Here is a 21,153-nt window from a genome sequence, read left to right as displayed (position 1 = left end):
GATGAGATCATCTCTCTCCTGAACTCGACTGCCCTGTTTGACACCCAGTCGCTGATCGCCCGCGAACGCTTGTCCGATTTCTACGCCAGGGCCACATGTTCTACTACGCAAGCGAAACCGTCTTGCAGCGTGCCGAGGACTCCGCAACTTGCGCGTATGTCCTCGACCAGAATCCTTTGGGGTCAAATTTGCGCCGCTCTCGGCATCGTACTCGTCACGATGTGGGCGGCAACGCAATGGGTTGCCTGGAAGCTGGGATTTCAGCCGCAGTTAGGTCCACCCTGGTTCGAGTTGGTCGGTGGGCTGCCCGTTTATTATCCATCAGCCTTTTTCTGGTGGTGGCTGGTCTATGACGCCTACGCGCCAAAGATATTCATCCAGGGCGCCTGCATCGCAGCGTCGGGCGGCATTCTTTCTATGGTGGTCGCGTTCGCGATGTCGATCTGGCGGGCACGCGAGGCGAGGACGGCCGCGACCTACGGCTCGGCGCGTTGGGCTACAGCGTCTGAGGTCCGGACTGCGCAGCTGATGGGCCCCGACGGCGTCGTGCTCGGCAGGTTCGGGCGCCCGTACCTGCGCCATAATGGACCAGAGCATGTGCTTTGTTTTGCGCCGACGCGGTCTGGCAAGGGCGTTGGCCTCGTCGTTCCGACCCTTCTGACCTGGCCGGGCAGCTGTATCGTTCACGACATCAAAGGGGAGAACTGGAATCTGACATCGGGCTTCCGCGCACTGCATGGCCGCGTACTGCTGTTTGACCCGACCAACCGAAGGTCGGCCGCCTATAATCCGCTTCAGGAGGTTCGCCGCGGGGAATGGGAGGTGCGCGACGTCCAGAACATCGCGGACGTGCTCGTCGATCCCGAGGGCGCCTTAGAAAAGCGCAACCACTGGGAAAAGACGAGCCACTCCCTCCTGGTAGGCGCTATCCTTCATGTGCTTTACGCGGAAGAGAACAAGACCCTCGCCGGCGTCGCAAATTTCCTGTCCGACCCCAAGCGGAAAATCGAGGCCACACTAGACGCCATGATGACGACAGCGCATCTTGGTAATTCCGGCCCTCATCCCGTTATTGCGTCAGCGGCACGTGAGCTCCTGAACAAGAGCGAGAACGAGCGCTCCGGCGTATTGTCGACGGCAATGTCGTTTCTTGGTCTCTATCGCGATCCAGTCATCGCGCAGGTCACGCGACAGAGTGATTGGCGGATCAGTGACCTTGTCGAGGGCAGGCAACCGGCCTCATTGTATCTGGTCGTGCCGCCATCCGACATCAGCCGGACCAAGCCGCTGATACGCCTTATCCTCAACCAGATCGGGCGGCGCTTAACGGAAGATCTCGATGCCCAAAAGCACCGGCATCGGCTGCTATTGATGCTGGACGAGTTTCCTGCCCTTGGAAGGCTCGACTTCTTCGAATCGGCGCTGGCGTTTATGGCGGGTTATGGCCTGAAAAGCTTCCTGATCGCCCAATCCCTCAACCAGATCGAAAAGGCTTACGGTCCGAATAACTCGATCCTCGATAATTGCCACGTCCGCGTTTGCTTCGCGACCAATGACGAGAGGACGGCACGCCGGGTTTCGGATGCGCTCGGAATGGCGACAGAACTTCGCGCCATGAAGAACTACGCCGGTCACAGGCTGAGCCCGTGGTTGGGGCATCTGATGGTATCAAGACAAGAAACTGCCCGACCTCTGCTTACCCCAGGTGAAGTCATGCAATTGCCACCCGACGACGAATTGGTCCTGATTTCCGGTTGCTCGCCGATCCGGGCGAAGAAGGCGCGGTATTTCGAGGATGAGCGTTTCCGCGAACGCGTGATACCGCCTGCCAAACTTGGCGGCATCGCAGGAGCCGGTGATCGGCAAAATGACTGGAGCGGGCTCGGTCCGGCCACGGCCGTCGTCAAAGAAGTCGGTACAGCGGGCGGTCCCCGGAACGGCAAATCCGCTGACGATCACGCCAACAGCGGCATCCGGCGGGAACCTGAACTGCTCCAGCATGAAGAGGTCATACCGGAGCCCGCTCCGGCCAGGCCGGAATTCCAGTTCGCCGACGACGAACCGGATGACGAGGTCCAGCGTGCAACAACCTTGAGAAAGCAAGCGGCTAACATTGCACGCCAGGTCGCGATGGATCCCGACGACGGTCTGGGCCTCTCTTAAGCGATGCGGACCAAGCACACATTTCGTCTCCCGCCCGAACTTGCGAAGCAACTTTCCGACTATGCGGGCCGTAAGCGCCTGCATCAGGCATTCGTGGTCGAGACGGCGCTTACCTCCTTTCTGTCGCCGGACAATTCCGAGAGAATGGAGGCGGCGCTTGGAAAACGGCTGGACCGATTGACACGCCAAGTCGAACGCCTTGAACGTCATGTCACGATCTCCAATGAGGCGCTCGCCCTATTCGTGCGATTCTGGTTGACTGCGACGTCACCTGTGCCGGACGCCGCGCTCCCCGCTGCGCAAGCCAAAGGCCGAGAACGCTACGAGCGGTTTGTCGAGGCCCTGGGAAAAAGGCTCGCCAAGGGCCAGAGTCTCGCAAAAGAAATATCGCAAGACGCTGAACCGCAGAGCGACCAATCGAACGATCGGAGTTCGGCGTGATCGCGCATTGCCAACGATCCACCTTGTTACGCCACACTACGATCGGCATCGCTGTCCATTAGGTCACGCGGCTTTCGCGCAAGCGCGGTGATCCGATCCGGCATCTCTCCGTCGAATTGACGGCTCTCAGCAAGTTAGCGCCGAATTTGATGAAGGCGCCATAAAGTTTGGCACGTCTTCTGTGCGTTTGCCGTTGCGCTATGTGAGTCCGGTCCGGACAGCGCGACTCCGCATCTCCTTTCTTTTTCTACGCCAGCGTAGGGCAGGCACATTTGCACTGTTGAAGCGATGCCCGTCCTGTTCTTTCTGTAATTCCCATCAGGTTGGTTCGCTCATCGTGTCGCGACGCCGCGGCCTCGATCGTGGTGTCTTGGGGATTATCAGAACATGCAGCAGCTGGCCGAGGCGCAAGCCGATCTCGTTGACGTTCGACAACAGCGCAGACGAAAAACCTCGGAGCGTCGCAAAGTAACGGTCCGGCTGAGTGAGGGTGTCTGCGGTCGGCTCGACGTTGCAAGCGACCGACCAGGTGCCGGCAAGAGCATGCTTGTTGAAGCTGCTCTTGAGCATTTCTTGAACCCCACGCCATCGGTCGAAGCTTTGCTGCGCGAGGGTCTCGACGGCATACACGCCAGATTCGACCACCTCGAATGCGACATGCGGATAATCGCCGAAACCGTCGCGCTGCACGCTCGCTATCATCTCACCGTTGTCCCGCCGCTTCCGGAGTCACGACAACGCGAAGCAGTTGTTCTCGGCGACGAACGCTTCAAGGTCTTGGCCGAGCAGGTCGATCGACGTGTTCGTCTCGGTCGGCCTCTCATGCAGGAGACCATTAATCGCCTCAACTCCGCGGAACAGGAAGGACCAGGGCCGACACCGGGCGAGGAATCGAGGCATAACTCTGAGCAAGCGCGCAAGAGTCCGAATGCCTTCCCTGGATGCGTCGACCTCAAGCAGACGCCGCCCGCGTCAGCCAAGGCGGCACGCGGCAATCCGACCTTTGCCCGGCATCCCAAAATGACGCGCGGGGCTAACACCTCCGATGAAGAGTTAGACCCGCGCGTCACACAAAATACCGATCCAAGATCGGCAACAGCGAGGTTGGAGGCTGCAAATGAGAAGCCGCTTTCAAAATGGCGGATGATCCTCTCTGTCTTCCTTCCCTTTGCTGCTGGTTATTATCTCTCTTTCCTGTTTCGAACTATCAATGCATCGATTTCGCCATTTCTGACATCCGATTTTGGGCTCGGTGCGGCCGAAACGGGGTTGCTTGCGTCGGTCTATTTCCTTGTCTTTGCCGGCGCCCAGATCCCTATCGGCGTTCTCCTTGATCGATACGGACCACGGCGGGTCCAGAGCGTCTTGCTGGTGATTGCGGTCGGCGGGACCTCACTGTTCGGTCATGCTGATAGTTTTGCTGAGCTTCTCGTCGGCCGCGCCATGATTGGGTTAGGTGTTGCCGCTTCATTGATGGCGGGGCTTAAAGCGATTGTCATGTGGTTTCCGAGAGACCGAGTGGCGTTCGTCAATGGTGGCATGATCATGTTGGGCTCGCTGGGGGCAGTCACGGCAACAACGCCGACGGATTGGCTGTTGAGTTGGATTGGCTGGCGCAGCCTGTTTGAAGTCTTGACGATCGCGACGCTTGCGACCGCCGGGTTAATCTATTTTGCCGTGCCCATCTCCGGCCGGAGCTCCAAGGGCTCCGTCTCTTCGGGCAAACCGCTTACACTGCGCTCAATCTTTTCGGATCCGCGCTTCCTGAGAATTGCCCCTCTCTCCGCAACCTGCATCGGATCGTCCTGGGCAATGCACTCGTTGTGGGCTGCATCCTGGCTCGCTGACGTCGAAGGTTTCGACCGACAAGGCGTGATCAACCAGCTCTTCACGATGGCTATCGGAATCAGCCTAGGCGCATTACTGCTGGGAACGCTCGCGGATCGTCTGCGCAAACGCGGAATTTCGGCTGAAGGTCTTCTGGCAATGTTTGGCGCACTGTTCATGTTGGCCGAGCTCGCCCTGATTATGCGCGTGCCACTGCCATCGATCTTGCCCTGGTCCATTGTATCGGTTGTGGGAGCAGCTACCGTACTGAGCTATGCGATCATCGCGGACTACTTTCCTGTCGAAATCGCCGCTCGTGCCAATGGCGCTCTGAATCTGTTGCATTTCGGCTGGGCATTCGCAGTTCAATACGGGATCGGACTGGTCGTCAACCAATGGGCGCCGCAAGACGGACATTATCCGTTAGACGCCTATCAGACTGCATTTGGCTTCAGTCTCGCGCTTCAGTTCGCTGCTCTGTTGTGGTTCGCAGGACCTTGGCTCCGGAGCTTTGTCAGATTCATCTTTGTTCCAGCGGATGGCCGAGCAGTACTCGCGCCTGCCGCGGTCGCCGAGGAATCTGTCCTTGAGCCGTCTGAAGGAATCGAATGGTAGAACAGGCGCAAAACCTGCAATCTCGATTTCTGTTTATCGTCCGGAGACGTTGGCCCAGACGCTGAATGCGGCAAAATATTCGCCTCCAGGACCTCTGCGCGACCCCTGACCGGGCATGGTACGTCGAACTTGAACCTGAATCGTCACCATTTGTCGCCTTCGCGATGAAGTTGGAGACGACCAACGAACCTCTTTTCCTCGAAGTCGAGGAAGCAAAGCGATTTCGGTTACTTATAGCCCATTGTGGCTTTCCGTCCCAACGATGCCAGGGGCCGGTTGCGCCGAGCTAGGCCTGCGTGGACGTGCGCAGTGCGAGGCGGCATTGCCGCTTTCCGTCTTATCCGACACGCGAACATCGGAGCAAGTCAAGCTCATAACGCCACGCTGCGTGGTTGTTTGCTCAAGCAATAGACGCTAACCCATGGGCAGGTGGTTCACGTGGTTCACATGCCGCGGAATCGTTGCGCCAGAGTCTACGGTAGATCCCAATCTTTCTTTTCGTACGCCACGCTGCGAGCAAGGTCAGCCACTTGTTGCGCGAAGCTGTTTTCTGCCTTTTCTAATCATCCCCATCTGAGGCCGCCTAAAGCGACCTCCGTTGTTGGGGGCAGCGATGGCAGTCCATTCCTTTCAGTCAGAAGCAATCTCGCGCGGCGCGCGCATGCTGCGCACGGCATTCGGTCCCGCGATTGCGCGCTTTCTTGAAGATCCGGCCGTCATTGAGGTGATGCTTAACCCCGATGGCCGGCTGTGGATCGACCGGCTATCGAGCGGCTTGGCAGACACTGGAGAGGTCGTCTCTGCTCCCGACGGGGAGCGCATCGTTCGGTTGGTAGCCCATCACGTCGGCGCTGAGGTTCATGCAGGCAACCCGCGCGTCTCAGCCGAGTTGCCCGAGACGGGGGAGCGTTTCGAGGGTCTGTTGCCGCCGGTCGTAACGGCTCCGGCGTTTGCAATCCGCAAGCCCGCCGTCGCGGTGTTCACGCTGGACGACTATGTCGCCAAAGGGATCATGACCTCCGGCCAGGCTGGCGCGTTAAAGGAAGCCGTTGCAACGCGCCACAACATCCTTGTCGCCGGCGGCACTTCGAGCGGCAAGACGACGCTGACCAATGCGCTGCTGGCCGAGGTTGCCAAGACCTCCGATCGGGTCGTCCTCATCGAAGACACCCGAGAGCTTCAGTGCAAGGCCCCGAATCTCGTGGCGCTGCGCACGAAGGACGGCGTGATCTCGCTGTCGGATTTGGTCCGCTCCTCGCTGCGTCTGCGACCCGATCGCATTCCGATCGGAGAAGTGCGCGGTGCGGAGGCTCTCGACCTGCTCAAGGCCTGGGGCACCGGGCATCCGGGTGGCATCGGCACCATCCATGCGGGCACCGCGCTCGGAGCATTGCGCCGGCTCGAGCAGCTGATCCAGGAAGCCGTCGTCACCGTCCCGCGTGCCCTGATTGCGGAGACCATCAACGTCATCGCCGTCCTTTCCGGTCGCGGCGCAGATCGCCGCCTGGCCGAGCTCGCCAGCGTCACAGGCATCGGGTCTTCCGGTGACTACAGCCTCACCACAATGGGGGACAAAACATGAGTGTGATTTCGTCGTTTGAGCGAAGGATCGTTTCGACCGGGGTATCCGTCGCCGCCTGTCTTGCCGCCAGTCCGGCATTCGCCGCCGGCTCCAATATGCCGTGGGAGCAACCGCTCAACCAGATCCTGCAATCGGTCGAAGGGCCGGTCGCCAAGATCATCGCGGTCATCATCATCATCGTCACCGGACTGTCGCTCGCATTCGGCGACACGTCGGGTGGCTTCCGCAGATTGATCCAGATCGTGTTCGGCCTGTCGATCGCCTTCGCCGCGTCGAGTTTCTTCCTGTCGTTCTTCTCGTTTGGCGGCGGGGTGGTGATCTGATGGATTCGCAGATCCCAGGCTTTGAAGCGCCGGTCCATCGCGCGCTGACCGAGCCGATCCTGATGGGCGGTGCGCCGCGCTCGATCGCGATTCTCAACGGCACGCTCGCGGCGGCCCTCGGCATTGGTTTACGCCTCTGGCTCGCGGGCCTCCTGCTCTGGTTCGTCGGCCACATGGCCGCGGTCTGGGCGGCCAAACGCGACCCTGACTTCGTCGAGGTCGTTCGCCGACATCTCCGCATCCCCGGCCATCTCAACACGTGAGGTCTTCCATGATGAATCTCGCCGAATACCGCCGTTCCAATACCCGGCTTGCCGATTTTCTGCCATGGGCGGCACTGGTCGATGAGGGGATCGTCCTGAACAAGGATGGGTCATTCCAGCGGACGGCAAAATTTCGGGGACCGGACCTCGACAGCGCGGTGCCGGCCGAACTCGTTGCCGTTGCGGGCCGTCTCAACAACGCATTGCGGCGCCTGGAATCCGGCTGGGCAATCTTTGTCGAGGCGCAACGTCATTCGGCAGGAACCTATCCGCCCGACACGTTTCCCGACGTGGCTTCCTCTCTGGTCGATGCTGAACGGAAAGCGCAGTTCGAAGAGGCCGGTACCCACTACGAGTCGAGCTATTTTCTGACATTTCTCTATCTGCCGCCGGCCGAAGGGACCGCGAAGGCAGAACGGTTGCTTTACGAGGGTAGCAACCGCACCGTCGACGCTGATGCGCGCGAGATCCTTCGCGGTTTTATCGATCGTACCAGCCGCGTCCTGCAGCTCGTCGAAAGCTTCATGCCGGAATGCGCCTGGCTCGACGACGAGGAGACCCTGACTTACCTGCACTCGACGGTCTCGACCAAACGGCACCGGGTCAGGGTGCCCGAAATACCCATGTATCTCGACGCACTGCTTGCCGATCAGCCCCTGACAGGCGGTCTCGAGCCGATGCTCGGGTCAGCGCACCTGCGAGTCCTGACAGTGGTGGGGTTTCCGACGGCGACGACGCCCGGAATTCTCGATGACCTGAACCGCCTTCCGTTCGCCTACCGCTGGTCGACCCGCGCGATCATGCTCGACAAGACCGATGCAACGAAACTTCTGACCAGGATCAGGCGGCAATGGTTCGCCAAGCGGAAATCGGTGGCCGCAATCCTGAAGGAGGTCATGACCAACGAGACGTCTGCGCTCCTTGATACCGATGCCCACAACAAGGCCATGGACGCCGACGCAGCGCTGCAGGAGTTGGGCTCCGACCAGATCGGGGAAGCTTTCGTGACGGCGACCATCTCGGTCTGGGATGGCGATCCTGCGACTGCTGACGAGAAGCTCCGCCTTGTGGAAAAGGTCATCCAGGGGCGTGATTTCACCTGCATGACGGAGACGGTCAATGCGGTCGAGGCTTGGCTCGGTAGCATCCCCGGACATGTCTACGCCAACGTCCGGCAGCCGCCGATCTCCACTTTGAACCTGGCGCACATGATTCCGCTGTCCGCGGTATGGGCCGGGGAGGCGAGGGACCATCATTTCAAGGCTCCACCTTTATTCTTGGCCAAGACGGAAGGATCCACTCCATTTCGCTTCTCACTGCACGTCGGCGATGTCGGCCATACATTGGTGGTCGGACCGACCGGAGCCGGCAAATCCGTATTGCTGGCGTTGATGGCGCTGCAGTTTCGCCGCTATCCGAACGCCCAGATCTTCGCCTTTGACTTTGGTTGCTCTGTGCGCGCCGCCACCATCGCCATGGGCGGCGATTGGCATGACATCGGCGGTGTGCTCTCGGGCGAATCGACGGAATTTGTGGAGCTTCAGCCGCTCGCCGCGATCGATGATTCGTCCGAGCGTGCGTGGGCAGCAGACTGGATTAGCACGATCCTCGGCCGCGAGAGAATCGAAGTCACGCCGGAAGCACGGGAGCATCTTTGGTCGGCGTTGACCTCGCTAGCCTCCGCGCCAATTCCGGAGCGGACCTTGACGGGCCTTTGCGCGCTTCTTCAGTCGAATGTGCTCAAGCGCGCACTCCAGCCCTACTGTCTCGGTGGGCCGTACGGCCGACTTCTTGATGCAGAGTTCGAGCGTCTTGGCGAAGGCTCCGTTCAGGTCTTTGAGACCGATGGCTTGATTGGTACGGCAGTTGCGCCAGCCGTCCTTTCCTATCTGTTCCACCGCATCGAGGGACGGTTTGATGGTCGGCCAACCTTGCTCGTCATCGATGAAGGGTGGCTGGCGCTCGATGACCGGGAATTTGCTGGTCAACTGCGGGAGTGGTTGAAGACGCTTCGCAAGAAGAACGCCTCGGTCGTTTTCGCAACCCAATCGCTCGCGGACATCGACGGTTCGGCAATCGCGCCAGCGATCATCGAGAGCTGTCCGACGCGAATCCTGCTTCCGAACGACCGCGCCATCGAACCGCAGATCATGGCGATCTATCGACGCTTTGGTTTGAACGATCGCCAGATCGAGATCCTTGCGCGCGCCACCCCGAAGCGGGACTACTACTGCCAGTCGCGTCGCGGCAATCGACTGTTCGAGCTCGGCCTTGGCGAGGTCGCACTCGCCTTCACCGCGACGTCCTCCAAGGCCGACCAACTCCTGATCGAGCAGGTCCTTACCGATCATGGCCGCGACGGCTTTGTGTCCGGTTGGCTGAAGGCGCGCGACATCGCCTGGGCGACCGACCTCATCCCCCATCTGCCTGAGTTGGAGGCATCCAAATGACCCGCCTCCGCCGTCTCGCCTTCGCCAGCATTATCGCGATCACCGTCACCGTCGACTTCAAGCCTTCTTCGGCACAGTCGGTTGTATTCGATCCCAACAATTATGCGCAGAACGTCCTGACTGCAGCTCGCGCCCTGCAGCAGATCAACAACCAGATCGTCTCTCTGCAAAATCAGGCGCAGATGCTGATCAACCAGGCAAGGAACCTGGCGACGTTGCCGTTCTCGTCGTTGCCGCAATTGGAGCAGTCGATCCTGCGGACCCAGCAGCTTCTCGCCCAGGCCCAGCACATCGCCTACGACATCCAGCAGATCGATCGTGCGTTCTCGACGACCTATGCACCCGCATCATCCAGCGTCTCCGACCAGGCGTTGATCGCAAATGCTCAATCGCGTTGGCAGAACGCGATGTCGGGTTTCCAGGACGCCATGCGGACGCAGGCCACGGTCGTCGGCAACCTTGATACCCATCGCACCCAGATGTCCGCGCTTGTCACCTCGAGCCAAGGGGCGAGCGGTGCCTTGCAGGCAAGTCAGGCGGGCAACCAGCTCCTGGCGCTGGCAGCACAGCAACTCGCGGATCTCACTGCCGTCGTCGCAGCCCATGGGCGCGCGCAAAACCTGGAGTCCGCGCAGCATGCCGCAGCCCAGGACCAAAGCAGGGAGCAATTGCGCCGCTTCCTGACGCCAGGCGCCGGCTATCAACCCACAACCGTGCAGATGTTTCACTGATGAATACGCAGAAACCCGATCGCATTCCATTTGTCGCGGCATTGGCGCTTGTCGCGCTCGCCATCGCAGCCTGCACCATCCCGCTTCGCGGTGGCGAAGAGCAGGCCAAGATGCTGGAGCCCGGCAGCACGTCCCCTGATCCCTTGGCGGCAAAGCTCGCGGAGTGCCGCTCGGTAACCCATGAGCAGAAAGATGCTCTCACTGAGTGCCGGAAGGCTTGGGCCGAGAAGCGCCGCCAATTCTTGGGAAGGACAGCTCCAGCACCATCCGATAGCCGGATGCCCCAAGCGGGATCTTCCCTGTTCGTGACGCCGAAGGATCAGAGCCGCTTGCCGTCTGGCGTCCCTTCGATTCAGCAGAACGAAAAGGAATGATCCATGGGTGGCACGGGGATAATCGATCAATTTCTGGAGACATTCACCCGTTACATCGACTCCGGGTTCGGGCTGCTCGGAGGCGAGGTCGGATACCTTGCCAGCACACTGGCCGCAATCGATGTCACATTGGCGGGCCTGTTCTGGGCCTGGGGGGCCGACGAGGACATTCTGGCCCGCCTCGTCAGGAAGACCTTGTTCGTCGGTGTGTTCGCGTTTCTCATCAGTAACTGGAACAGCCTGGCGCGTATCATCTTCGAGAGTTTTGCCGGCTTGGGGCTGAAAGCCTCCGGTACTGGTCTCTCCTCGGCCGATTTCCTGAGACCCGGGAAGATTGCCCAAGTCGGGCTCGATGCCGGGCGGCCGCTCCTCGAGTCGATTTGGAGCATGATGGGCTATGTCGGCATTGTCGAGAATTTTGCGCAGATCGCGATTTTGCTGTTTGCCTGGATCGTCGTGCTGTTGGCCTTCTTTATTCTGGCGATTCAGCTCTTCATCACCCTCATTGAGTTCAAGCTGACAACGCTCGCGGGCTTCGTGCTGATTCCGTTTGGGCTGTTCGGCAAGACCGCCTTTGCCGCCGAGCGGGTACTGGGCAACGTGATCTCCTCCGGCATCAAGGTGTTGGTGCTAGCCGTCATCGTCGGCATCGGCTCGACGTTGTTTGCGCAATTCACCGCCGGCTTTAGCGGCAACCAGCCGACCATCGATCAAGCCATGGCGCTAGTGCTGGGGGCGCTTTCCCTTCTCGGCCTCGGTATCTTTGGACCGGGAATCGCCAACGGCGTCGTGGCCGGCGGACCGCAGCTTGCTGCCGGTGCCGCGGTTGGGACCGGTCTGGCTGCTGGAGGCGCCGTTGTTGCAGGAGCAGGTCTTGCAGCCGGTGGCGTTGGCCTCGCCAGTGGCGCGCTCCTGGGCGGAGCGCGTGGTGCGGCGACGGTCGCGAGCGGAACAGCAAGCGCCTATCGGGCTGGAGGCTTAAGCGGGGTTGCAAGCGCGAGCGGCTCGGCCGTCGTCAGCCCGTTGCGTCGCTTGGCGGCCAGAGTTGGAGGTGGTTCGCCACCGGCGGAGGGGGCTCCGGCATGGGCGCGTCGCATGAAGCGCGCGCAGAGCGTCAACCAGGGTGTGTCCGCCGCTATCCAGGCCGTCCGCAGTGGTGATGGTGCCGGTGGCGGATCCTCGGTCGATCTCTCCGAGGGAGGGCACTGATGTTCAGACGACCCTCCGTGCATTACGGCCGTACGCCGCAAGCCGTGACGCCCTACCAGAAAGCAGCGCAGGTCTGGGACGAGCGCATTGGCTCGGCGCGCATCCAGGCCCGGAACTGGCGACTGATGGCGTTCGGATCCCTATTGTTGTTGGGCGGGCTTGCCGCGGCTCTCGTTTGGCAGTCTACCCAAGGCACGATCACACCCTGGGTCGTGGAGGTGGACCATCTCGGTCAGGCCCAGGCCGTCGCGCCAGCGAGCCCCTTCTATCAACCGACCGATCCGCAAATCGCGTTCCACCTCGCGCGCTTCATCGAAGATGTGCGAGGTCTGCCGACCGACGCCATCGTGCTACGGCAGGATTGGCTCCGTGCCTACGACTTCACGACCGATCGAGGCGCCGCGGCTCTGAATGATTATGCGCGCACCAACGACCCCTTTGCCAAGCTCGGCAACACTCAGGTTGCGGTCGAGATCTCCAGCGTCATACGCGCCTCGCCGAATAGCTTTCGGGTCGCATGGACCGAACGCCGCTACGACAGCGGTCAGCTCGCTGCGATCGAGCGCTGGACGGCGATCATCTCCATCGTCATCGAAACCCCACGTGATGCTGACCGGCTGCGCAAGAACCCGCTTGGTATTTACGTCAACTCCATCAACTGGTCGAAGGAGCTCGGCTAGTGAGAAACCTTGCACTCTCGTCGCCGGCATCAAGCTTCAATCGCAAGCCTGTGCATCTCGCCCTTCTGCTGACGGTCGCCCTTTCCAGCTGCACGACCTTCAAGCCACCACAGATCAGTTACGACGATGACTTACCGCCGTCCCCCGATCTACCGATGCCGTTGGACGAGCACGCGAAACCCTTGAATGTCCCTCCAGCGTGGACGCCGTCCCGCGGCGGCAACAAGGGTGAAACGGAAGCCAAGGACCCCAGCGATCGCATCGAGATTGCCAACGAGGTCGCGCGCGTCCAGCCCCGGCGCGCGGGATATTTCAACGCCGTCCAGGTCTTTCCCTTTAGTCCCGGCGCGCTTTATCAGATTTATGCCTCGCCAGGGCAGATCACGGATATTGCGCTCGAGCCAGGCGAGCAACTGACCGGTTCAGGGCCGCTGGCTGCCGGCGACACCGTGCGCTGGATCGTCGGTGACACCGAAAGCGGCAGCGGCGACACCAGGCGCGTCCACATCATGGTGAAGCCGACACGACCCGCCATCGAGACCAATCTTGTCGTCAATACCGATCGGCGCACGTACCTGATCGAACTTCGCTCTCGCGAAAAGCTCTATATGCCGTCGGTCGCCTGGTTCTATCCCGAAGACCGAAGTGGTCGCTCGAAAGCTCTGCCTCTAACACCGTTCATCCCGGAGATGAGTGAGCGCCGCTACCGCTACGTCATCGAGGGCGACAAGCCGCCCTGGCGGCCGGTGAATGCCTATGACGACGGCCGCAAAGTCTATATCGAATTCTCGCCCGGCATCTCCCAGGGCGAAATGCCGCCGCTGTTCGTCATCGGCCAGGACGGTAAGCCCGAGCTCGTCAATTATCGCGTCTACAGAAATGTCCTGATTGCCGACCGTCTCTTCGCGGCGGCCGAACTGCGTCTCGGCGGCGAGAAACAGCAGAAGGTCCGGATCATCAGAAATGACGGGAGGCCATCGTGAATGACAATGGTTCGGACCCCAATGGGGGTCCGGTATCAGTATCACGGGGGCCGTCATCGCCCGAGAAAGGCACACAAGCCCTGCGTCTAGGAGCCGAGCGTCCAAGGATTACACGTCTCTCAAGGAAGGTCCTTGCCGGCGGCACTGCACTGGCTTTGCTGCTCATCTCAGGAGCGGTGCTATGGGCGTTGAAGAGTAATCAACCGCACAATCCATCTCCGGATGAACTCTACAGCACGGATCATCACACTATTGCAGACGGCCTGACGACGTTGCCGCGGGACTACGCAAGGATTGCCCGTGATGTTCCACAAATAGGACAGCCACTGCCGAGCGGACTGGCGCGCCCCGTCGTTTCGACTGAAGGGCAACCTGCGTCGATCGGTCTGGATGCCGAACAACAACGTGCCAACCGAGAGACCGAGGCAGCGCGGACCAGCAAAGTATTTGCGTCGACAACGGCGCCGGTCGCCCAACCGCAGTCGAAGGAAACGCCAACCAACGCTGCATCTCCTTCCGATGAAACCTTCACGCAGAACGGGCAGGATCGTAAACTACTGTTCGTCAATGCTCCCGTCGATCGACGAACAACGGCACCTGATCGGCTTTCACGTCCCGCATCACCCTTTGTCATCCAGGCAGGGACGATCATTCCAGCGGCCCTAATCACGGGCGTTCGCTCCGACCTACCGGGACAAATCACCGCGCAGGTCATCGAGACGGTATATGATACGCCTTCTGGCCGTATCCGCTTAATTCCTCAGGGAGCGAGATTAATTGGCATTTACGACAGCCAAATCGCATTCGGCCAATCTCGGGTACTCTTGGTGTGGACTCGGCTCATTATGCCGAATGGTCGCTCGATTGTATTGGAACGGCAACAGGGTGCTGACGCAGGTGGCTATTCCGGTCTCGAGGATGAGGTCGACAATCATTGGAAAGAGCTGTTCGGAGCTGCCGCTCTGTCGACGTTGCTCGGCGTCGGTTCGGAACTTGGGTCCGGCGCTGACAGCGGCAGCAACACAGCGCTTCTGCAAGCCCTTCGGCTGGGCGCGGCTAATTCGCTCAACCAAACAGGACAACAGGTTGTCCGTCGAAATCTCAACGTTCAGCCAACGCTATCTATCAGACCGGGATTTCCAGTCACTGTGATAGTCAACCGCGATCTTGTGCTCGAGCCGTACAGAGGATGAGAGCGATGGCTAAGCTTAGACTCGGAGCGATCGAGGACGATAAGCCGGTTAAACTCACACACGAATTGCCAGCGAGCGTACATCGGGACCTTGTCGCCTATGCCGATTATCTGAACAGTCAACATGTCTCAGCAGCATCGGAGGTGACGAACCGTGGCTGATCTGAAACTCGGCCGGCTGCCCAAGCAAGGCACGGCGCGGCTCACCATTGTGCTCTCCGAACCACTCAAGGAAGAGCTCGATGCGTATGCGGCCGAGCACAGCAGGCTCTACGAACCCGTCGAAACCGCAGCTTTGATTCCGCACATGCTCGAAACATTTATCCGCACTGATCGCGGCTGGCGCAGCCGTCGAAAACGGACGAAGCAAGCGCAACGCGGTCAGCGTCGCGCCAGTCCAACCAGCGGCACCACACGCGCGGATTCCGAAAGCTCAAGCTGAAGCTTTGCGATTTGTTGTTGCTGCTCGCGGACGAGCAGGCTGAGTGCTTGAATGTGCTGAGCCAAGTTGCGGTTGGAGAGTCGCAAGTCACGCATCTCATCGCTCTCCCGACCGCGCAACGTGGCAATCTCTGCTTCGAGTTGGTTAAGCCGGTCTGGGTTTGGAAGCGCAGTCTCGTCTTCACGATTGCGTTGTTCCAGCGCAGCACGAAATCTGTCGAGCAGCTCTGGCGCCCGGTAAAGCGTCGCACGCGACACGCCGGCATCCGATGCAAGCCGGGCGATGGTGAGTGTTGCCCGGTCATCGACTGTTGAGAGCAGCCGCGCTATTGCAGCTTCGATAGCCGCGTGGGCAGCTCCACTGATCGGCTTCGTCATTCCGGTGGTCCATCAAGAAGCGGCGCGATGAGTTGACGCTTGCGTTCGTTATCGTCGGCGATGAGTTGGCGTTGAAGCGATGAGAGACGCTTCGTCCGAAGCATCTCTTCGCCCTCGGCGATCGACATCTGCCAGGGCGCCAGATGACGGCGGGTAATACAGGCATTCGGACAGCGATCCGGCCGGCAATGGGAAAGTGCGGGAGCGCTTCGGTCTGGAGTCGCGCCCTCCCGGTCGAGACAGAGCGCCGTGTCAGGATCAAAGAAGCAGTCGGCCAGGAGACCCACATGCAGCGAGCGGCCGAGATGGGCGAGCATTGCGCGGAGGCGCTGGGCGTCGACAATATGGCCGGGAAAATCACCGAGCTCGTCGCGGATGCGCGCGAACTCGCCGCGCAGACGTGCTGTGGCAGGGCCGGCTGGCGGAAGGCCGCGCCGGATCGCTTCCTCGTAGTGCTCAACGACATCATCGAGCTGGCCGAGCGCGCGTTCCTGCTCAACCTCGCGGCGGAAGCCAGAGGGGATCGACCCCGCATAGCCCTCGAACATGGCAATCGAAGCGTGTTTGTACTGAATCTTGCCTGCAACGGTGCCGAACGGGCGGTTCGCAATGTACCAAGCGAGTGTCCGGCGAAACTGCCGCGGCGTGAACCACCACGGTCGGCCCTCGACATGGGGAATTGCCGGTCCATCGGACGAAAAGCTGTCGAGATGGTCGCGCAGATCGTTGAGAAGGCGGATCACATTGCCGCACAGCTCTGCATGTTCCCCGCCCGCCATCGAGAGAGTTTGCCAGATGGTGTCTGTGCCGCGGGCCTTGCGATGTGGCGCCGTGAGGCGTTCGACGATCTCGATCGCGCGTGCGACTGGGGCGACCGTTACCCACTCAGCCTCTTCGCCGCTTCGGTCCCGCGCCTTGTAAGTAATGCTTTTGATACGGTGTCGTTCGACGATCCCGTCTGCACTGTTGGATATCGAGTGACAACCGACACGCATCGCCTGCAGCTCGCTATCGCGCATGCCGGTCAGATAGGCGCAGACGACATAAGCGGCGGCCAGCAGCATCCGTTCCTCTTCGGCGAGGCTGCGCTCGTCGAACCGTGCGCGCCAGGGCAGGCCTGTGTCGGGGTTGACCGAGATAGGACAATCCATGCCGCCAATCTCTGCGCCGAGGCGTTCGACGGCGCGCACCAATCGTTCCCGGAGGGTTGGGCGGCCGATTAGAAAACGCGCGTCGCAGCCGAGCTGAAGGGCAATGAGATGAAAGTTGATGCTGGTCTCGGCCGCATTGCCCGCGGCTTGCGGCCGGCCGCCTCGGTTATGCTCTGAGACCGGAATACCGCGTCCCTCGGCGCAGCGGCGGCCAATGTAGGCATCTATGCGATTGAGGAGTGTCGGCGTCGCCTCCCGTTTGTTGCCATGAACTGCATTCTGTTCAAGCGCCTCGTACTCGGCGCGAGCGGCGAAGACGTTCGCCGCGAAGTGCTCAATATACTTCAACGACCAACGTAGCAGGGCAGCGATCACCGGCTCAGGAATACGGGGTGTGCGATTATCGGCCGATTGCGGTTGTGGTGATAGACCTGCGATCCGGACGGCGGGCCGACCTCGCCACGGTCGGCAAGAAAGGCCGCCGAGCGTCAGAAATGGCGAATACCGATCGAGGTCGATGGGTGTATTGAGCAGGTGAGCGACCCGGTCGGGGGTTCGGCTTTGCTCTCGTCGAAGCTCAGTGAGATAGGCATCGAGCAATGCCTGATCAACTTTGTGGAGAGCAAAGACGCCCAGATGGCGGGAGACAAACACCATGAACTTTGTGAGGTCGGCCAACGTCGCGCGGGCAGAGGTCGGCGCGAGCCGTGCCTGCGTCGGACATGGCGACGGCTCGTTCAGCCGCGCCCAGAGAAACTCCTTGGCAGTGAGGCGCTGCAACGGATCGTAAAGCGCTGTGAAATTGACGACCGTAACGGAGCGCGGGACGTTCTCGCGAAATATCGCCGGCGCAAGATCCCAGCGGTCATCAGCGAAACGCGACAGCGTGGTCTCGTTGATTCCCGCCTTCAGCACCTGCGTCGCCAGCACCAGTTCGTCGTTACGCCGAATCCGCGAGGTGATGGTCCAGCTGTCGGACAGAGCGGCCTGCAGAGCGGTCATATCGCGCTCGCCTCCGGCGGCAGATAGATCAGACCGGGTGTTGCTTTGGCCGCGTCACGGGCGGCAGCGACCACCGCCTTCGGAAAAGCCGGTATGATCTGGTCGCGGATACGTCGATGGGACTGCCCGAATTTGGCCTCCCAATCGGCTTCGGCCAGTGACTCCCGCTGCGCCGTCGTGAAGCCCAGAAAGGCGATCAGCGCCGGAAGTTTGCGCGCAGTGATGACGGCATTGCCGCAGTCGAGGCAGCTCCAGAATGGCGAAGGACAGGCCTCGCCCTTCGTACCAAAAGGGCTATCATAGAAGCCAGCGCAGCCGGCCAGCCAGACATCCTGTGCGCCATCGAGAACGGGAACGACCGCATCGGCAGCGAGCGCTGACGGCAGCTTGCGGCTGCAAGGATTGTGACGGATCGCCGCTTCCTGCTTGGGAGTGAGAATACATGGTTCTCTGCGCGCAGGTGCCATCGCGTCCTCGATCGCAGCGGCAATGGTGGCTTCATGGATCGTTCTGAGCGCGGGAATATCGGCGTAGTGCTCCGCGGCGACCTCGACGCTGTGACCTTGCGCGAACGTCTCGAGTTGGCCGCCCGTCTTCACATACCATTCGGCCTTGTAGGTCTTGCGCAACCGTGAGAGCTCAAGATGGAGGGCACGACCTCGGTCGTCCACGAGATTGTGCTGACGCATGAAATAACGCGCCATGAAGTTGCCACGCGCCACGCCGGCAATGAGACCATGAACGCATCCCCAGACCCAAAGCTCATCGGTCTCCACGCGTCGGCGTGCTCTGGCCGTGAGCGCCAATGCAAGGCGGACGAGGCCTCCGGGCGTGGTCGTCCCGCCATCGCGTACCCTTAGCACCTTCCACTCGGCGCCATGGGCACGACGCTTGAAATAGGCAATATCGACAAAACCCCTGGCAGGGTTCCTCAGACAGTCGGCCTTCAGCTCGCGCAAGCACTCGATCTCGAGTCCGGTTCCGAGCGACAGGAGGATAATGAACGCGACAACATCGATAGCCGTCAGATAAAAGCGCGCATGTGTCGCCGCGCAACTCAAATCCTTGCGTCGCGCCGCCCCGTGATAAATCGCGCATTGCCGCATACTGTCAAAGATCGGCTCTTTGGAGGCCGCCCAGCCATCTCTGGCGATGGCGTCAACCAGCACCTGGTATTTGTCTCTCACGACGGGATGAAGACCGGGAGGGGGCGCCGGCAGTTCGCCCTCGCGCGCGATCCGCCGCGCCGCCTCTACGACTTGGCGCCGCGCCGCGCGTCGAATCCTCGCGGCGATCGCGCCGCTATAGGCGTCGCGTGGGCGGCTGTTCTTGTAGGGATCGAGGCTGAGATACGTCAGGCGTGGCAACAGCGCTGGCAGAAGGGTACCCGGCTTCGACTCCTCGATCCGCCGCAGTAGCGCTATAGGGCGAGCCAGCAGATGGCGGCGATAGATGGCGCCCGCATAGGTGTGCCGCTTCAACCAGACCTCATAGCGATCGAGCAGCGCGGGCTCAATCGCCTCTACCCGGTCAACGGCTTCACCCGCATCGTCCAGGAAATACAGAAACCGGCGGAGCTGATCGACATGCGTGCGCACCTTGGTGGGCGTGCAGACGACACCCGGCGCGGTCAGACTGTCGCGGAGTGCCGAGCCGAGGGCACGTACGAGCCGAGAGCGTGAGGCGTCATTGAGCGTGACGACGACATGCTTGCCGTCCTCGACTGGGATATCAAAGCGAGCTGTCCCAAGAGGCCTTGGCGCGGCCGTCTCGACTGCAGGAAAGCTCGCCCTCCTGCCGCTCACGACATACCCATCGGAGCGTCAAGCGCCTCACTCCAACGCTCGGCAGCGGCTTCGACGAGCGCGCGACTCTCTTCCAAACTGTCGAGATAGATATACGTGCTGGTGATGCTGGCGTGTCCCAAGAGACGCTGCAGCTTTTGCAATGGATCGCCAATCATGCGGCGGTAGGCGGCAGAACCTGGCTCGCTGGGACGACCGTCGGTTAACACGGCTCCGATTTGCTCGCGGATTAACATGGATAGCATGTAAACCGCGAAAGTATGGCGCAGGGCGTGTGGGGTGACGTTGAGATCGATACCCAGATTGCGGCACCGCGCGCTCGCGCGCCGAAATGCCGCCGCCCAAGCCTCGGCAGTCATCGGACTCCCCACCTCATTGAGCCATAGCGCCATCGGCTCGCCCGCCGGCGTGACGAGTCGCTTGCGCTCTGTGGGGCCAAGCAAATCCAGGCGGACAGCGCGGGGCTGACCGTCTTTGCCAACGATGCCGATCGTGGTGCGGGTGGTGTCGACGCCTATGATTGGCCTGGGCAGGATCACACGGCGCTTGCCAAGGGCGTTGGCTCGCTCGATCGCTCTGTAATCAGCGAGCCGGCGCAGAAGACGAACCGGCAGCCTGATCTCTCGCGCTCGTCCACCCTTGGCGATTGCAGCCGGAAGGCGGAATGAGAGCGATCGCTGTTTTGCGGGCATCCGATCCGGCGTAGGCATCTCTATCGCGAGCAGGCTCGCTGCTTCGTCCAGTCGGAGTCCGGTCGTAACCAGCAGCTCCGCGAACAGGGCATTGCGCTCACCATGACGTCCGCTCCATGCGGAATCCTCACATCCATCGGGGTCACGACCGCGTAGGCCTACATCCCTGAAGAGCAGGAAATGATCGAGGCTGACGAACCGAACATCGCCGCACCTTGCACCCGGTTCGCGTGCCCGCATGGTCTTCACTGGCACAAGGCGGCCACGCTGAATCCGCCGCCAGCCCATTCCAGACCCGAACGGAGAAGTCTTGATCAACTCCTCTTCGAGCGCCCATGCATAGAACTTCTCCAACGCTGCGACGGCACGGTTCCATGAAGCAGCGGAGATTCGATGCGTCGGCGCCGATCGGCGGCGAGCAGCATGATAGGTGGCGACATCGTCTCGATCGGCTTCCCAGACAGACTTGCCGTCGCGCTGTTCGCGGAGGAATCGCATCCAGACCACAAGATCGCGGCCATAGGCCCGGAGGCTGTTCGGCGAACGTACGCCCATGGTAGGGCAGGCGCGAAAAAACCGATTGAGATCGACATCGTAGCGTCCATCATTATCCAGGATGAAGGGCATGCCCTCGCTCAGACCAGCCTTCTCCGCCGCCGCGATCGCGGCGGCGGAGAAGGCTAGCATTCCACCGTGCGTCATCATCGCAGACCCGCCAAGAGCACCCAGGTCGGTGAAATAGAGCTGTGGAATGGAAATCTCCGTGGTGGGGGGGGGGGGGGGGGGGGGGGGGGGGGGGGGGGGGGGGGGGGGACGNACCTACCCCCCCCCCCCCCCCCCCCCCCCCCCCC

18 protein-coding genes and 1 pseudogene are annotated in these 21,153 nt (G+C 61.1%); 15 read left to right on the top strand and 4 right to left on the bottom strand.

Translation table 11 applies throughout. The features are described from left to right. Positions 1-156: 156 nt before the first annotated feature. The 15 genes and pseudogenes from AC1RQP_RS11040 (at position 157) to AC1RQP_RS10970 (ending at position 15,275) form a co-directional block, all read left to right on the top strand. Complete coding sequence (locus AC1RQP_RS11040) at positions 157-2,163, top strand: conjugal transfer protein TraG (protein ID WP_492936930.1); 2,007 nt, start codon at positions 157-159, stop codon at positions 2,161-2,163. A 3-nt stretch (positions 2,164-2,166) separates the two neighbouring features. Beyond that, the gene (locus tag AC1RQP_RS11035; protein WP_492936929.1) at positions 2,167-2,604 is read left to right on the top strand and encodes a CopG family transcriptional regulator; all 438 of its coding nucleotides are present in this window, start codon (positions 2,167-2,169) and stop codon (positions 2,602-2,604) included. A gap of 387 nt (positions 2,605-2,991) precedes the next feature. Then, on the top strand, positions 2,992-5,046 hold the full coding sequence (locus tag AC1RQP_RS11030; protein WP_492936928.1) for an MFS transporter: 2,055 nt from the start codon (positions 2,992-2,994) through the stop codon (positions 5,044-5,046). Positions 5,047-5,659: 613 nt separating this feature from the next. Further along, on the top strand, positions 5,660-6,628 hold the full coding sequence (trbB, locus tag AC1RQP_RS11025; protein ID WP_492936927.1) for a P-type conjugative transfer ATPase TrbB: 969 nt from the start codon (positions 5,660-5,662) through the stop codon (positions 6,626-6,628). Continuing rightward, a complete protein-coding gene (locus AC1RQP_RS11020) occupies positions 6,625-6,951 on the top strand; it encodes a TrbC/VirB2 family type IV secretion system protein (protein WP_346362843.1) in 327 nt (108 codons plus the stop codon). Before trbB ends, AC1RQP_RS11020 begins: the two co-directional genes overlap by 4 nt. Beyond that, entirely contained in the window at positions 6,951-7,214 is a 264-nt protein-coding gene (locus tag AC1RQP_RS11015; protein ID WP_492936926.1) for a VirB3 family type IV secretion system protein, read from the top strand. The genes AC1RQP_RS11020 and AC1RQP_RS11015 overlap by 1 nt, the downstream gene beginning before the upstream one ends. A gap of 8 nt (positions 7,215-7,222) precedes the next feature. Continuing rightward, on the top strand, positions 7,223-9,664 hold the full coding sequence (gene trbE, locus AC1RQP_RS11010) for a conjugal transfer protein TrbE (RefSeq protein WP_492936925.1): 2,442 nt from the start codon (positions 7,223-7,225) through the stop codon (positions 9,662-9,664). After that, positions 9,661-10,395 carry a P-type conjugative transfer protein TrbJ gene (gene trbJ, locus AC1RQP_RS11005; RefSeq protein ID WP_492936924.1) on the top strand — a complete coding sequence of 245 codons (735 nt, stop codon included), beginning with the start codon at positions 9,661-9,663 and terminating at the stop codon, positions 10,393-10,395. Before trbE ends, trbJ begins: the two co-directional genes overlap by 4 nt. Then, complete coding sequence (trbK-alt, locus tag AC1RQP_RS11000) at positions 10,395-10,769, top strand: putative entry exclusion protein TrbK-alt (protein WP_492936923.1); 375 nt, start codon at positions 10,395-10,397, stop codon at positions 10,767-10,769. The genes trbJ and trbK-alt overlap by 1 nt, the downstream gene beginning before the upstream one ends. Before the next feature lie 3 nt (positions 10,770-10,772). Continuing rightward, positions 10,773-11,978: a P-type conjugative transfer protein TrbL gene (gene trbL, locus AC1RQP_RS10995; protein ID WP_492936922.1), complete on the top strand. Its 1,206-nt coding sequence runs from the start codon at positions 10,773-10,775 to the stop codon at positions 11,976-11,978. Beyond that, on the top strand, positions 11,978-12,658 hold the full coding sequence (gene trbF / locus AC1RQP_RS10990; RefSeq protein WP_492936921.1) for a conjugal transfer protein TrbF: 681 nt from the start codon (positions 11,978-11,980) through the stop codon (positions 12,656-12,658). The genes trbL and trbF overlap by 1 nt, the downstream gene beginning before the upstream one ends. A gap of 50 nt (positions 12,659-12,708) precedes the next feature. Next, positions 12,709-13,641, top strand: a complete 933-nt coding sequence (trbG, locus tag AC1RQP_RS10985) for a P-type conjugative transfer protein TrbG (RefSeq protein WP_492937143.1) — start codon at positions 12,709-12,711, stop codon at positions 13,639-13,641. Continuing rightward, a complete protein-coding gene (locus tag AC1RQP_RS10980; RefSeq protein ID WP_492936920.1) occupies positions 13,638-14,834 on the top strand; it encodes a TraB/TrbI/VirB10 family type IV secretion system protein in 1,197 nt (398 codons plus the stop codon). The genes trbG and AC1RQP_RS10980 overlap by 4 nt, the downstream gene beginning before the upstream one ends. A 5-nt stretch (positions 14,835-14,839) precedes the next feature. Continuing rightward, a pseudogene (locus AC1RQP_RS10975) lies at positions 14,840-14,977 on the top strand (DUF2274 domain-containing protein); the annotation flags it as partial. Between the two features lie 10 nt (positions 14,978-14,987). After that, positions 14,988-15,275, top strand: coding sequence for a DUF2274 domain-containing protein (locus AC1RQP_RS10970; protein WP_492936919.1), 288 nt, complete (start codon positions 14,988-14,990; stop codon positions 15,273-15,275). Here the strand turns inward: AC1RQP_RS10970 and AC1RQP_RS10965 are convergent. The 4 genes from AC1RQP_RS10965 to AC1RQP_RS10950 are packed head-to-tail and all read right to left on the bottom strand — an operon-like array spanning position 15,215 to position 21,007. Then, a complete protein-coding gene (locus tag AC1RQP_RS10965) occupies positions 15,215-15,652 on the bottom strand; it encodes a hypothetical protein (protein WP_492936918.1) in 438 nt (145 codons plus the stop codon). The two genes, AC1RQP_RS10970 and AC1RQP_RS10965, sit on opposite strands and share 61 nt — an antisense overlap. Then, positions 15,649-17,805 (bottom strand): hypothetical protein, encoded by a 2,157-nt coding sequence (locus AC1RQP_RS10960; RefSeq protein ID WP_492936917.1) that lies wholly within the window; start codon positions 17,803-17,805, stop codon positions 15,649-15,651. Before AC1RQP_RS10960 ends, AC1RQP_RS10965 begins: the two co-directional genes overlap by 4 nt. Beyond that, positions 17,802-19,610, bottom strand: coding sequence for a hypothetical protein (locus AC1RQP_RS10955; protein ID WP_492936916.1), 1,809 nt, complete (start codon positions 19,608-19,610; stop codon positions 17,802-17,804). The genes AC1RQP_RS10960 and AC1RQP_RS10955 overlap by 4 nt, the downstream gene beginning before the upstream one ends. After that, on the bottom strand, positions 19,607-21,007 hold the full coding sequence (locus AC1RQP_RS10950) for a tyrosine-type recombinase/integrase (protein ID WP_492936915.1): 1,401 nt from the start codon (positions 21,005-21,007) through the stop codon (positions 19,607-19,609). The genes AC1RQP_RS10955 and AC1RQP_RS10950 overlap by 4 nt, the downstream gene beginning before the upstream one ends. Positions 21,008-21,153: the final 146 nt, after the last annotated feature.

Source organism: Bradyrhizobium sp. GW821-FHT13H06 (assembly GCF_058803975.1).
The sequence above is the reverse complement of the archived record's forward strand: the minus strand, read 5'-3'. Positions and strand labels throughout refer to the sequence as shown.

What these genes read in the sequence shown, in the direction of transcription:
- AC1RQP_RS11040 (WP_492936930.1), top strand. Translation starts at nt 157, where the DNA reads ATGTCCTCGACCAGAATCCTTTGGGGTCAAATTTGCGCCGCTCTCGGC.
- AC1RQP_RS11035 (WP_492936929.1), top strand. Translation starts at nt 2,167, where the DNA reads ATGCGGACCAAGCACACATTTCGTCTCCCGCCCGAACTTGCGAAGCAA.
- AC1RQP_RS11030 (WP_492936928.1), top strand. Translation starts at nt 2,992, where the DNA reads ATGCAGCAGCTGGCCGAGGCGCAAGCCGATCTCGTTGACGTTCGACAA.
- trbB (WP_492936927.1), top strand. Translation starts at nt 5,660, where the DNA reads ATGGCAGTCCATTCCTTTCAGTCAGAAGCAATCTCGCGCGGCGCGCGC.
- AC1RQP_RS11020 (WP_346362843.1), top strand. Translation starts at nt 6,625, where the DNA reads ATGAGTGTGATTTCGTCGTTTGAGCGAAGGATCGTTTCGACCGGGGTA.
- AC1RQP_RS11015 (WP_492936926.1), top strand. Translation starts at nt 6,951, where the DNA reads ATGGATTCGCAGATCCCAGGCTTTGAAGCGCCGGTCCATCGCGCGCTG.
- trbE (WP_492936925.1), top strand. Translation starts at nt 7,223, where the DNA reads ATGATGAATCTCGCCGAATACCGCCGTTCCAATACCCGGCTTGCCGAT.
- trbJ (WP_492936924.1), top strand. Translation starts at nt 9,661, where the DNA reads ATGACCCGCCTCCGCCGTCTCGCCTTCGCCAGCATTATCGCGATCACC.
- trbK-alt (WP_492936923.1), top strand. Translation starts at nt 10,395, where the DNA reads ATGAATACGCAGAAACCCGATCGCATTCCATTTGTCGCGGCATTGGCG.
- trbL (WP_492936922.1), top strand. Translation starts at nt 10,773, where the DNA reads ATGGGTGGCACGGGGATAATCGATCAATTTCTGGAGACATTCACCCGT.
- trbF (WP_492936921.1), top strand. Translation starts at nt 11,978, where the DNA reads ATGTTCAGACGACCCTCCGTGCATTACGGCCGTACGCCGCAAGCCGTG.
- AC1RQP_RS10965 (WP_492936918.1), bottom strand. Translation starts at nt 15,652, where the DNA reads ATGACGAAGCCGATCAGTGGAGCTGCCCACGCGGCTATCGAAGCTGCA.
- AC1RQP_RS10960 (WP_492936917.1), bottom strand. Translation starts at nt 17,805, where the DNA reads ATGACCGCTCTGCAGGCCGCTCTGTCCGACAGCTGGACCATCACCTCG.
- AC1RQP_RS10950 (WP_492936915.1), bottom strand. Translation starts at nt 21,007, where the DNA reads ATGATGACGCACGGTGGAATGCTAGCCTTCTCCGCCGCCGCGATCGCG.